Origin of the sequence: Pseudomonas sp. TYF_14, assembly GCF_043105275.1 — a bacterium.
In the GTDB taxonomy this organism is placed as follows: Bacteria; Pseudomonadota; Gammaproteobacteria; order Pseudomonadales; family Pseudomonadaceae; genus Aquipseudomonas; species Aquipseudomonas alloputida.
The window spans coordinates 74030-87050 of record NZ_JBICLK010000007.1; the positions used below are offsets into that span (position 1 = coordinate 74030).

Annotated in this window: 7 protein-coding genes; 3 read left to right on the top strand and 4 right to left on the bottom strand. The window is 64.1% G+C overall.

The window, feature by feature from the left end:
- Window positions 1–9: 9 nt before the first annotated feature.
- From glgB to ACF8O8_RS02795, 3 genes are all read right to left on the bottom strand, one after another.
- Window positions 10–2220 carry a 1,4-alpha-glucan branching protein GlgB gene (gene glgB / locus ACF8O8_RS02785; protein WP_010954852.1) on the bottom strand — a complete coding sequence of 737 codons (2211 nt, stop codon included), beginning with the start codon at window positions 2218–2220 and terminating at the stop codon, window positions 10–12.
- On the bottom strand, window positions 2217–5537 hold the full coding sequence (gene treS / locus ACF8O8_RS02790; protein ID WP_392509204.1) for a maltose alpha-D-glucosyltransferase: 3321 nt from the start codon (window positions 5535–5537) through the stop codon (window positions 2217–2219). The genes glgB and treS overlap by 4 nt, the downstream gene beginning before the upstream one ends.
- A gap of 154 nt (window positions 5538–5691) precedes the next feature.
- On the bottom strand, window positions 5692–7710 hold the full coding sequence (locus tag ACF8O8_RS02795) for an alpha-1,4-glucan--maltose-1-phosphate maltosyltransferase (protein ID WP_274146547.1): 2019 nt from the start codon (window positions 7708–7710) through the stop codon (window positions 5692–5694).
- 139 nt (window positions 7711–7849) lie between these two features.
- On the opposite strand from ACF8O8_RS02795, the gene ACF8O8_RS02800 reads away from it, so the two are divergent.
- The gene (locus ACF8O8_RS02800) at window positions 7850–8011 is read left to right on the top strand and encodes a hypothetical protein (protein ID WP_003251307.1); all 162 of its coding nucleotides are present in this window, start codon (window positions 7850–7852) and stop codon (window positions 8009–8011) included.
- Window positions 8012–8227: 216 nt separating this feature from the next.
- On the opposite strand, the gene ACF8O8_RS02805 is transcribed toward ACF8O8_RS02800, so the two are convergent.
- The gene (locus tag ACF8O8_RS02805) at window positions 8228–9910 is read right to left on the bottom strand and encodes an AMP-binding protein (RefSeq protein WP_392509206.1); all 1683 of its coding nucleotides are present in this window, start codon (window positions 9908–9910) and stop codon (window positions 8228–8230) included.
- A gap of 320 nt (window positions 9911–10230) precedes the next feature.
- Here ACF8O8_RS02805 and ACF8O8_RS02810 point away from each other — a divergent pair, with 320 nt between their 5' ends.
- The gene (locus ACF8O8_RS02810; RefSeq protein WP_392509207.1) at window positions 10231–11394 is read left to right on the top strand and encodes an isovaleryl-CoA dehydrogenase; all 1164 of its coding nucleotides are present in this window, start codon (window positions 10231–10233) and stop codon (window positions 11392–11394) included.
- A gap of 19 nt (window positions 11395–11413) precedes the next feature.
- Window positions 11414–13021, top strand: a complete 1608-nt coding sequence (locus ACF8O8_RS02815; RefSeq protein ID WP_010954858.1) for a propionyl-CoA carboxylase — start codon at window positions 11414–11416, stop codon at window positions 13019–13021.

The window sequence follows — 13021 nt, forward strand, 5'->3', positions numbered from 1 at the left end:
GCCAACCGATCAGGCGGGCTTCATGATCAACACCCCCAGCGGCGGCAGGTTCAGGGCCAGCGATAATGGCTGCCCGTGGCTGGCCACTTCGTCACTGGCCACCGCCCCGAGATTGCCGACATTCGACCCGGCATACAGCTCGGCATCACTGTTCAGAAGCTCCTGCCAACGCTCGCCGAACGGCACGCCAATGCGGTAACCCTCACGGGGTACCGGGGTGAAGTTGGCCACCACCAGCACCGGCTCGCCGCTGCTGCTCCAGCGCAGCCAGGCGTACACGCTGTTCTGCGCGTCGTCACCGATCAACCACTGGAAACCCTGCGGCTGGCAATCCTGCTCGTGCAACGCCGGCTCTTCGCGGTACAGGCGGTTGAGGTCGCCCACCAGGCGCTGCACACCCTGGTGCTCGGGATACTGCAGCAGGTACCAGTCCAGTTCGGCGTCGTGGTTCCACTCACGCCACTGGCCGAACTCGCAGCCCATGAACAGCAGCTTCTTGCCCGGGTGTGCCCACATGAAGGTGAGGTAGGCACGCAGGTTGGCGAACTTCTGCCAGCGGTCGCCGGGCATCTTGTCGATCAGCGAATGCTTGCCGTGCACCACCTCATCATGGGAAATGGGCAGGATGAAGTGCTCGGAATAGGCATAGATCAGCCCGAAGCTCATCTCGTTGTGGTGGTAGGTGCGGTGCACCGGGTCGTTCTGGATGTAGTGCAGGGTGTCGTGCATCCAGCCCATGTTCCACTTGTAGGCAAAACCCAGGCCGCCCTGTTGGGTAGGTTGGCTGACCCCAGGCCAGGCGGTGGACTCCTCGGCGATGATCAGCGCACCCGGGGCCTCGTGGGCAGCCACGCCGTTGAGGTGGCGGATGAAGTCGATGGCCTCCAGGTTCTCACGCCCGCCGTGGCGGTTGGGTACCCATTCGCCGGCCTTGCGCGAGTAGTCGCGGTACAGCATCGAGGCCACCGCATCGACGCGCAGGCCGTCGATGTGGAAATGCTTCAACCAGTGCAGCGCCGAGGCCATCATGAAGCCGCGCACTTCATTGCGGCCGAGGTTGTAGATCAGCGTGTTCCAGTCCTGGTGGTAGCCTTCCAGTGGGTTGTCGTATTCGTACAGGGCCGTGCCGTCGAAGCGCGCCAGGCCGTGTTCGTCAGTGGGGAAATGCGCCGGCACCCAGTCCAGCAGCACACCGATACCCCCTTGGTGGCAGGCGTCGATGAACGCGGCGAAATCTTCGGCACTGCCGTAGCGCGAGGTGGGTGCGAACATCGACAGTGGTTGATAGCCCCAGGAGCCGCCGAACGGGTGCTCCATGATCGGCAGCAGTTCGATGTGGGTAAAGCCCAGCTCCTGCACATAGGGCACCAGCCGCTCGGCCAGTTCCCGCCAATTGTAGAAACGCCCGATTTCCCCCGCTTCGTCCAGCTCGCAACGCCATGATCCTGGGTGCAGCTCGTAGATCGACAACGGCGCGTTGTAGGCATGGCGCTGGGCGCGTTGCGCCATCCAGTCATGGTCCTGCCAGGCGTGGCTGAGTTCACCGGCTACCTTGGATGCCGTGCTCGGCGGCAGCTCGGTGGCACGGGCCAGCGGGTCGGCCTTCAGCGGCAGTATGCCGTCCTTGCCGAGTACTTCGAACTTGTAGGTTTCGCCCACGCCCAGACGCGGAATGAACAGCTCCCACACCCCCGCACCGTGGCGCAGGCGCATGGGGTGACGGCGACCATCCCAGTTGTTGAAATCACCCACCACCGACACTCGCCGGGCATTCGGCGCCCAGACCGAGAAACACACGCCGTCGATGCCATCGACCTGAGTCGGCTGGGCACCGAAGCGCCCGGACAAATCGCGGTGATTGCCTTCCGCGAACAAGTGAAGGTCCATGTCTCCCAATTGCGGGCCGAAGCTGTAGGGGTCTTCGGTAACTTGCTCGCCACCGGCCCAGACGATGTGAAGCTGATAGGGCTGTGCCTTATCGAGGTGCGCGCTGAACAACCCGGGCAGGCTGCCCTGCTCCATTTCGGCAAGCACCCGCCCGTCATCCCGGGCCTGAATGCGCACTTTCAGGGCATTGGGCAGAAAGGCGCGGACCACCTGCCCGCCTGCGCCGTCGCCGTGGGGGCCGAGTACCGCAAAAGGATCGGCGTGTTCGGCGCGGGCCAGGGCGTCGAGGTCCCGTTGCCGAAGGCCACCGTTTTCACGCGTTGTAACGTTCATTCTGACTCTCCCCAGGTACTGATCAGTCCATGCAGACCATGCAAAGGCACGGCCAGCCAGCTCGGACGGTTTTCGGCTTCGTATGTAATCTCGTAGGCGGCTTTTTCCAGGCAGAACAGCTCCAGCGCCGCGCGCTCGCCCTCGGCGTGCTGCCAGGCATGGGGCATGGCGGCAGTGGCCAGGCCATAGGCTTCGACAAAGGCATGCCGGGACTGGTGCAGGTACTGCCGGGCAACCCGCTGCCGGGCTTGCCGCGACGGCTCGGAAAGGTCCACCGCAGACGCGCTGCGCAAGATCATCGCAGCAGCATAGTCGAAGGATCGCAGCACGCCGCTGACATCCTTGTAAGGGCTGTGTTTTGCCCGGCGCTCTTCAAGGGGCCGGGAGGGTTCGCCTTCAAAATCGATGAGGTAGGCATCCCCCTGCACCACCAGCACCTGGCCCAGATGCAGGTCGCCGTGCACACGCATCAGCAGGCCACCCTGAGCCTGCTCGGCGAGGTTGTCGATGTGCTGTGCCAGGCCGTCACGCTGTTGCTGCAGGTCGTCGACCAAGGCCTGGCTGTCGCCGTCCAGCGTGTCGCGATGCTGGGCCAGCAGGTCGAGGGCGTGGGTCAGTTCGGTGCTGATCTGTGCACGCCAGCGCTCGCTGTCCTGCGCATCGCTGGGGCGCGGCTGGAAGGCCGGGTCTTCGGTGGGTGCGGCCAGCAGCAGGTGCATCTCGCCCAGGCGCTGGCCAAGCAAGGCGGCAAAGCCGCTGAGTTCGGCCAATGCGTCAGTGTGCGCTTCGGCGTCGTTGCGGGTGGGCTCCATCTGGTCGCGGATGGCCCTTTCCAGCGTGTTCTGGGTCCAACCCCAGGCATCGCCCTGGTTGCTCAGGTAACCCTGGGCAATCATCAGCAGGTGCGGCGCGTGTTGTTCGTCCACCCGGCTGACCCAGGCCAGCAGCGGCGAGATGTTGGCAAAGCCGGCGGCGGTCAGGTAGGCACTCATTTCCAGCTCTGGATGGATGCCCGGGTTGACCCGGCGGATCAGCTTGAGCACCACGCGGTCGCCGATGACCACCGAACTGTTGGACTGCTCGGCGCTGAGGTAGCGCACTTCGCTCTCCTCGTCGAGCGCCAGGCCGGCCAGCTGTTCTGTGCATTCGAAGCGCAATTCACCCTCAGCGTCGCCACACGGCAGACGCAGGCCATCCTGGCAGGCTTGCATCACGGCGTGAATGAACGGCTCGAGGACGAAGGCGTCTGTGATCAAGCCAACCTGGTGGGCACGGCGCACCCGCGACAACGCCAGCTGCTGCGGCAGCGCGGTATGGATCTGTTCCTCACGCAGCAGGCCGAACGGCAGCTGGTAGCGGGTGGCCGTGCCGTCGCTGAGCACCTCGATTTCGCTGAGCAACACCGGCGTGGTGGCGGTGCCGAAACGCACGCCGTAGCACAGGCGCACGGCATCGATCGGCCCTTCCTTGCCGGCGAACCAGCGGCGCTTGGGCAGGTACTGCGGCAGGATGGTGCTTTGCAGCGTATCGCTTGCGGGGGCTTGCAGCAGTTCTTCCATGCGCTTGCGCAGTACCAATGTGGTCAATTCGGGTAACCCCTCGGTGGGCTGGATGTGCCAGCTGGGCATGCGATCGCGGCTGGCCAGCAGGAACCAGTAGAACGCATAAGGTGGCAAGGTCAGCAGAAACGGCAGTTGGCCGATTGGCGGGAACGCGCTGCCACCCAGCATCTCCACCGGTACTTTGTCGGCGTATTGTGACAATTCGAGTTCGGCAGCCTGGGCGGCACGGGACACGTTGGCCACGCAGAGGATGACCTCGGTATTGCCGTCGGCGTCGGTATACTCGCGGATATAGGCAAGGATGCGGCGGTTGCTGGGCGTGAGGGTACGCAGGCTGCCGCGGCCAAAGGCCTTTTGCTGCTTGCGCACCGCCAGCATGCGCCGGGTCCAGTTCAGCAGTGAATGCGGGTCGTGGCTTTGCGCCTCGACGTTGACAGTCTGGTAACCGTAGAGCGGGTCCATGATCGGCGGCAGCACCAGGCGCTGCGGGTCGGCGCGGGAAAAACCGCCGTTGCGGTCTGGCGACCACTGCATGGGTGTGCGAACGCCATCGCGGTCACCCAGATAGATATTGTCGCCCATGCCTAGTTCGTCGCCGTAATACAGGGTTGGCGTGCCGGGCATCGACAACAGCAGGCTGGTCAGCAGCTCTATGCGCCGACGGTCACGCTGCAGCAGGGGCGCCAGGCGCCGGCGAATGCCCAGGTTGATGCGCGCGCGGCGGTCTTCGGCGTAGTAGTTCCACAGGTAGTCGCGCTCGCGGTCGGTGACCATTTCCAGGGTCAGTTCATCATGGTTGCGCAAAAAGATCGCCCACTGGCAGTTGGCCGGGATTTCCGGGGTCTGGCGCAGGATGTCGGTGATAGGGAAGCGGTCTTCCATGGCCAAGGCCATGTACATGCGCGGCATCAACGGAAAGTGGAAAGCCATATGGCATTCGTCGCCGTCGCCTTCGCCGAAGTACGGGCGCGTGTCTTCAGGCCACTGGTTGGCTTCGGCCAGCAGCATGCGATCGGGGTAGTTGGCGTCGATCTCGGCGCGGATCGCCTTGAGCACATCGTGGGTTTCGGCGAGGTTTTCGTTGTTGGTGCCGTCGCGCTCGATCAGGTAAGGGATCGCGTCCAGCCGCAAGCCATCTACACCCAGGTCCAGCCAGAAGCGCATGACGCCGATCACCGCCTTGAGCACCTGCGGGTTGTCGAAGTTGAGGTCCGGCTGGTGGGAGTAGAACCGGTGCCAGAAGTACTGGCCGGCGACCGGGTCCCAGGTCCAGTTGGACTTCTCGGTGTCGAGGAAGATGATGCGCGTGCCGTCGTACTTCTGGTCGTCGTCCGACCACACGTAGAACTCGCGCGCCTTGCTGCCGCGCTTGGCGTGGCGGGCGCGCTGGAACCACGGGTGCTGGTCGCTGGTGTGGTTGATGACCAGCTCGGTGATCACCCGCAGGCCGCGCTTGTGGGCCTCGGCGATGAAACGGCGGGCGTCGGCCATGCTGCCGTAGTCAGGGTGCACGGCCTTGTATTCGGCGATGTCGTAGCCGTCGTCACGGCGTGGCGAGGGATAGAACGGCAGCAGCCACAAGGTGTTGACACCCAGCTCGGCGATATAGTCGAGCTTGCTGATCAGCCCGGCGAAATCGCCGATGCCGTCATTGTTCGAGTCGAAGAACGACTTGATGTGCAGCTGGTAGATGACGGCGTCCTTGTACCACAGCGGGTCGTCGATGAAGGCTGCCGGGCGGGAACGCTTGGCCATGTGCGACTCCTTTCAATTGCATGTTTGCCCCTTCTTGCACCATCGCTGTGGGAGCGGGCGTGCCCGCGAATCAGCCACCGCGGTGCTTGGCACCGGCTCTGCCGGTGTTCGCGGGCGTGCCCGCTCCCACAGGGGAAAAGGCTACAGACCGGTTTTACCCGGCTTTCTCGATGCGCCAGATGCCGAACGGCAGGTGCCAGGGCTCTATGCGCATCCATTGGGTCTTGCCGTACCACGACCAGCGGTGGCCGTTCATCAGGTCTTCACCCTGGGTTTCGGCGTTGTCGTCCAGCCCCAATTCCCACAGCGGCAACTCGAAGTGCGCCTCCTGGGCGTTGTGCGGGTCGAGGCTGACGGCCACCAGGATGTAGTTGTCCCGCTCGGGCGTACGCTTGGCGAAGTACAGGATGTTGTCGTTCCAGCAATTGAAGAAGGCCACGCCCAGGTGGGTTTGCAAGGCGCGGTTCTGCCGGCGAATACGGTTGAGCTGGGCGATCTCGGCGATGATGTTGCCGGGCTGGGTGAAATCGCGTGGGCGGATTTCGTACTTCTCCGAATCCAGGTACTCCTCCTTGCCCGGCAACGGCGTGCCCTCGCACAGCTCGAAGCCCGAATACATGCCCCACAAGCCTGAGCCCATGGTCGCCAGCGCGGCACGGATCAGGAAACCTGCGCGGCCTGAGGTGTGCAGGAAAAACGGGTTGATATCCGGGGTATTGACGAAGAAGTTGGGCCGGTAGCACTGGCTCCACGGCGGCTGATTGAGCTGCTCGAAATATTCGCGCAGCTCCTGCTTGTGGTTGCGCCAGGTGAAATAGGTATAGCTCTGTGCGTAGCCGACCTTGCCCAGGCGCGCCATCATCGCCGGCTTGGTAAAGGCTTCGGCGAGGAAGATGACGTCGGGGTGCTGGCTGCGCACATTGGCGATCAGCCATTGCCAGAACGGCAACGGCTTGGTGTGCGGGTTGTCGACACGGAAGGTCTTGACGCCCTCCTCGACCCAGCCGACCACCACATCGCGCAGGGCGAGCCACAGCGAAGGCACGGCCTCTGGCGCATAGAAATCGACGTTGACGATGTCCTGGTACTTTTTCGGCGGGTTTTCGGCGTAGCGGATGGTGCCGTCCGGACGCCAGCTGAACCAGCCCGGGTGCTCCTTGAGCCAAGGGTGGTCCTGGGAGCACTGGATGGCGAAATCGAGGGCGATTTCCAGGCCGTGTTCCGCCGCCGCAGCCACCAGTCGACGGAAGTCATCGCGGCTGCCCAGTTGCGGGTGAATCGCCTCGTGGCCGCCCTCCGGGCTGCCAATGGCATAAGGGCTGCCCGGGTCGCCCGGCTCGGCCTTGAGGGCGTTGTTGCGGCCCTTGCGATGCTGCATGCCGATGGGGTGGATGGGCGGGAAGTACAGGACGTCGAAGCCCATGTCGCGGATCATCGGCAGCCGTTCGTGCACGTCGTTGAAGGTGCCGTGACGCTGCGGGTCGTCGGTAATCGAGCGCGGGAACAGCTCGTACCAGCTGGCGAACAATGCGGCCGGGCGGTCGACATCAAGGGGGAAATCAGGACTGCGGGTCAGGTAGCTACGGTGTTCGGCTTCACCCATGAGGCGGGCGGTGGTCGGGTCGAGAAACACGGCCACCTGATCATCGGTACTGAGCGTGGCCAGGCGGCTCTGCACAGCCTCGAGCGCCTCGCGCAGGGCGCCGCTGCACAGCTCGATGCCTTTGCCCAGCATCAAGCGGCCTTCTTCCAGTTCCAGTTTTACCTCGACGCCGGCGTGGTACTTCTTCTCCAGATCGTGGCAATAGGTGGCAAACGGGTCGATCCAGGCCTCGATACTGAACCGGTGCGGGCCCAGCTCGGTGGGGGTGAATTCGGCCTGCCACAGGTCGTTGCCCGCCGACTGCATCGGCACGCAATGCCAGCGCCGGCTGTGGGCCTGGCGCCAGTTGAGCATCACCGCCAGGCGGTCGTGGCCGTCGCTGTAGGCCTTGGTGCTGACGGCCACAGGCTGGCCGCTGACGGCCTTGGCGGCGAAGCTGCCGGCGTCGAGCACGGGTTGGGTGTCTTCGATCACGATGCGTGGCGCCAACAGCGCCTGGGCCAGGCTAATGGCCTGGTCCGGGTGATCGTTCGCCATGGGCACGCTTTCAAAGGGCTCGTTTCGTGACATCGACCTTGCTCCCTCAGGCTGGTGGCGGTAAGGGTTCAGAGCCGGGCACAGGCGGGGGGTTCAAAATAATTGAGCGAACGGCAGCTGCCAGCGGTCAGAGCCTACAGCACCTCTTCACCCACCCACGCGAGGTCAGGCCATGAACATTCCCATTCCACCGGAGACACCCGATCCCAATATCGACGACCCGAGCTTGCCGCCACCCGTACCGGAAGAAGACCCGGACGAGCTGCCGATCAAGCCGACCGTGCCGCCGACAGTGGGCGACCCGCCGAGCCAGGAGCCACCGGTGAAGGCTTAAGGGTAGACCACGGCACCGGCGTGAACAGCTGATCTGCGCTGCTCCATTGAAAGGTTGAGGATGACCGGGTGCTTGGCAAGGTGAAGATCTTGCATTGATCGGGCCGGCCTCTTCGCGGGTAAACCCGCTCCTACCAGGGACCGTGCCGGCCTTGAATGCGGCGCTGCCCCTGGTAGGAGCGGGTTTACCCGCGAAGAGGCCGGCCGCGCCAGCACATCAACCCGCAGATGCAGCCGCAATCTCCGCCACACTGATCTCACGCATCCGGAACTTTTGCACCTTCCCGGTCACCGTCATCGGGAAATCGTCGACAAAACGTATATACCGCGGCACCTTGAAGTGTGCGATGCGCGCCTTGCACCAGCCCTGCAGCTCCTCGACCGTGGCGCTGTGCCCCGGGTGCAGCTTGATCCAGGCGACGATCTCTTCGCCATAGCGGCTGCACGGAATGCCGATCACCTGCGCATCGGCCACCGCCGGGTGGGTGTAGAAAAACTCCTCCAGCTCACGCGGGTAAATGTTCTCGCCGCCGCGAATGATCATGTCCTTGTTGCGCCCGACGATGCGCACATAGCCCTGCTCGTCCATCACCGCCAGGTCACCCGAATGCATCCAGCCGGCCGGGTCGATGGCATCCGCCGTGGCCTGGGGGTTGTCCCAGTAGCCAAGCATCACGCTGTAGCCGCGGGTGCACAGTTCGCCAATCTCTCCGCGAGGGACGATGCAGCCATCGGCGTCCACCAGCTTGTTCTCCAGCTGCGGCTGGGTGCGGCCGACGGTGGTCACGCGCAGCTCCAGATCGTCGTCCGGGCCGGTCTGCAGCGACACGGGGCTGGTTTCGGTCATGCCGTAGGCGATCTGCACTTCTGCCATGTGCATCTGGTCGATGACCCGGCGCATCACCTCGATCGGGCAGGTAGCGCCGGCCATGATGCCGCTGCGCAGGGTCGACAGGTCCATGTGGGCACGGGACGGGTGGTCGAGCATGGCGATGAACATGGTCGGTACGCCGTAGAGGATGGTGGCGCGCTCATCGGCCACGGCGCGCAAGGTAAGTTCGGCGTCGAAAGCATCGTTGGGGTAGATCATGGTGCTGCCGTGGGTGATGCAGCCGAGGTTTGCCATGACCATGCCGAAGCAATGGTACAGCGGCACCGGGATCACCATACGGTCGCGGGCCGTCAGGCCAAGGCTTTCACCCACCATGAAACCGTTGTTGAGGATGTTGTAGTGACTGAGCGTGGCACCTTTGGGTGCACCGGTGGTGCCGGAGGTGTACTGGATGTTTACCGGCTGGTCGAATTGCAGGCTTTGCTGACGGGCTGTGCAGGCCTCGACAGACGTCTGCCCTGCCCGCTCGGCAAATGCGTGCCAAGGCAGGAAGCCGGCAGGCGGGTTGGCGGCCAGGCTGATGACGCCACGCAACTCGGGCAGGCATTCACTGACCAGCTCACCAGGCGCGGCACTGGCCAGTTCAGGCACCAGCTCCTGCACCATGGCGTGGTAATCAGACGTCTTGAAGGCTTCAGCGCAGACCAGCCAGCGGCAGCCGGACTGGCGCAACACGTATTCCAGCTCACCCACGCGGTAGGCCGGGTTGATGTTGACCAGAATGGCACCGACCTTGGCACTGGCCAGCTGCAAGATGCACCACTGGGCGCAGTTTGGCGACCAGATGCCAACGCGGTCGCCGGTGTTCACGCCCAGTGCGATCAGGGCGCGGGCGTATATTTCGACCTGTTCGGCCAACTGCCGCCAGCTGTAACGCAGGCCCTGGTGGCGGGACACCAGGGCCTCGCTGTCGCAACAGCGGGCCACGGTGGCATCGAAGGCCTGGCCGATGGTCTGGGTCAGCAAGGGTCGGTCCTGGCGACCGCGGGTATAGCTCGGTTGACTCATGGGTGTCCCTTCTTGTGGTTGTTTTGGGCACGGCTGAAGCAAGCGGGAATACTCTGGCGCAGATTTACGTTTACGTAAAGGTTACGAGTGGATTGACAGTGACCTCATGCAGGTTTACGTTAACGTAAAGGTGATGAACGACACCCACTTGAGGCGCCACGCCGCCCTCTGTGGGAGCGGGCTTGCCCGCGAATGCGACCAATCAGGTAATGACGGTGAACCTGCTGACGTATTCGCGGGCATGCTCGCTCCCACAGGGGGCGGGGCTGGATCCCAAGCTATGGTGTAACCCAATTTCAAGAACAAGAAGGTGCCCCAGCATGCATTACCCCTCCCTGAACTTCGCCCTGGGCGAAACCATCGACATGCTCCGCGACCAGGTGCGCACCTTCGTCGCCGCCGAACTGGCCCCGCGCGCCGCGCAGATCGACCACGACAACCTGTTCCCCGCCGACATGTGGCGCAAGTTCGGTGACATGGGCCTGCTGGGCATCACCGTACCGGAAGCGTACGGTGGCGCTGGCCTGGGCTACCTGGCCCATGTGGTGTCGATGGAAGAGATCAGCCGTGGCTCCGCCTCGGTGGCGCTGTCCTACGGCGCCCATTCCAACCTGTGCGTCAACCAGATCAACCGCAACGGCACCCACGAGCAGAAGCTCAAGTACCTGCCCAAGCTGATCAGCGGCGAGCACATCGGCGCCTTGGCCATGAGCGAGCCCAATGCCGGCTCCGACGTGGTGTCGATGAAACTGCGCGCAGAAAAACGCGGCGATCACTACGTGCTCAACGGCAGCAAGACCTGGATCACCAACGGTCCCGACGCCAACACCTACGTGATTTACGCCAAGACCGACCTGGACAAGGGTGCGCACGGCATCACCGCGTTCATCGTCGAGCGTGACTGGAAAGGCTTCAGCCGCAGCAACAAGTTCGACAAGCTGGGCATGCGCGGGTCCAACACCTGCGAGCTGTTCTTCGACGGCGTGGAAGTGCCGGCAGAGAACATTCTCGGCCAGCTCAACGGCGGCGTGCGCGTCCTGATGAGCGGCCTGGACTACGAACGTGTGGTGCTGTCCGGCGGCCCGACCGGCATCATGCAAAGCTGCATGGACCTGGTGGTGCCGTATATCCACGACCGCAAGCAATTCGGCCAGAGCATCGGCGAGTTCCAGCTGATCCAGGGCAAGATTGCCGACATGTACACCCAGCTCAATGCCAGCCGCGCCTACCTGTATGCCGTGGCCCAGGCCTGCGACCGTGGCGAAACCACCCGCAAGGACGCTGCCGGCGTGATCCTGTACACCGCCGAGCGTGCCACGCAAATGGCCCTGGAGGCGATCCAGATTCTTGGCGGCAACGGCTATATCAACGAATTCCCGGCTGGCCGCCTGTTGCGCGACGCCAAGCTGTACGAAATCGGTGCCGGCACCAGTGAAATCCGCCGGATGCTGATCGGCCGCGAACTGTTCAACGAAACCCGCTGAACATAAGGGACGGGCGCACATGGCTACCTTGCACACCCAGATCAACCCGCGTTCGGCAGAATTTGCCGTCAACAGCGCGGCCATGCTCGAACAGGTCCAGGCCCTGCGCGGCCTGCTCGCCCAGGTTGCCCAGGGCGGCGGGCCCAAGGCCCAGGAACGGCATACCTCGCGTGGCAAACTGCTGCCGCGCGAGCGTATCGACCGCCTGCTGGACCCGGGCTCGCCGTTCCTCGAGATCGGCCAGCTGGCCGCCCATGAGGTGTACGGCGAAGACGTGCCAGCGGCGGGCGTGATTGCCGGCATCGGCCGCGTGGAAGGCGTGGAATGCATGATCGTGGCCAACGACGCCACGGTAAAAGGCGGTTCGTACTACCCGCTGACGGTGAAGAAGCACCTGCGTGCACAAACCATCGCCCTGCAGAACCGCCTGCCGTGCATCTATCTGGTGGACTCCGGCGGCGCCAACTTGCCCCGCCAGGACGAAGTGTTCCCCGACCGCGAGCATTTCGGGCGCATTTTCTTCAACCAGGCCAACATGAGCGCGCAAGGCATCCCGCAGATCGCCGTGGTGATGGGCTCGTGCACCGCTGGCGGCGCGTACGTGCCGGCCATGGCCGACGAAGCGATCATGGTGCGCCAGCAGGCGACCATCTTCCTCGCCGGCCCGCCGCTGGTGAAAGCCGCCACCGGCGAAGTGGTGAGCGCCGAAGACCTCGGCGGCGCCGATGTGCATTGCCGCACCAGCGGCGTCGCCGACCATTATGCCGACAACGACGAACACGCCCTGGCCATCGCGCGACGCAGTGTGGCCAACCTCAACTGGCACAAGCTCGGCAAGCTGCAGCGGTTGGCACCAGTGGCACCGCTTTATGCGGCCGATGAGCTGTACGGCGTGGTTCCGGCCGATGCCAAGCAACCGTTCGACGTGCGCGAGGTGATCGCCCGCCTGGTCGATGGCTCGGTGTTCGATGAATTCAAGGCGCTGTTCGGCACCACCCTGGTGTGCGGCTTCGCCCACCTGCACGGCTACCCGGTGGCGATCCTGGCCAACAACGGCATCCTGTTCGCCGAAGCCGCGCAAAAAGGCGCGCACTTCATCGAACTGGCCTGCCAGCGCGGCATCCCTTTGCTGTTCCTGCAGAACATCACCGGTTTCATGGTCGGCAAGAAATACGAAGAAGGCGGCATCGCCAAGCACGGTGCCAAGCTGGTCACCGCCGTTGCCTGCGCCCAGGTGCCGAAGTTCACGGTGATCATCGGCGGCAGCTTTGGCGCCGGCAACTACGGCATGTGCGGCCGCGCCTACGACCCGCGCTTCCTGTGGATGTGGCCCAACGCGCGGATTGGCGTGATGGGCGCCGAACAGGCCGCCGGCGTGCTGGCCCAGGTCAAGCGCGAGCAGAGCGAACGCAGCGGCCAGCCATTCAGTGCCGAAGACGAAGCCAGGCTCAAGCAACCGATCCTCGACCAGTACGAGCGTCAGGGCCACCCCTATTATTCCAGCGCCCGCCTGTGGGACGACGGCGTCATCGACCCGGCACAGACCCGCGACGTCCTCGGGCTGGCGTTGTCTGCCGCGCTGAACGCGCCGATCGAACAGAGCCGCTTCGGCATTTTCCGGATGTGA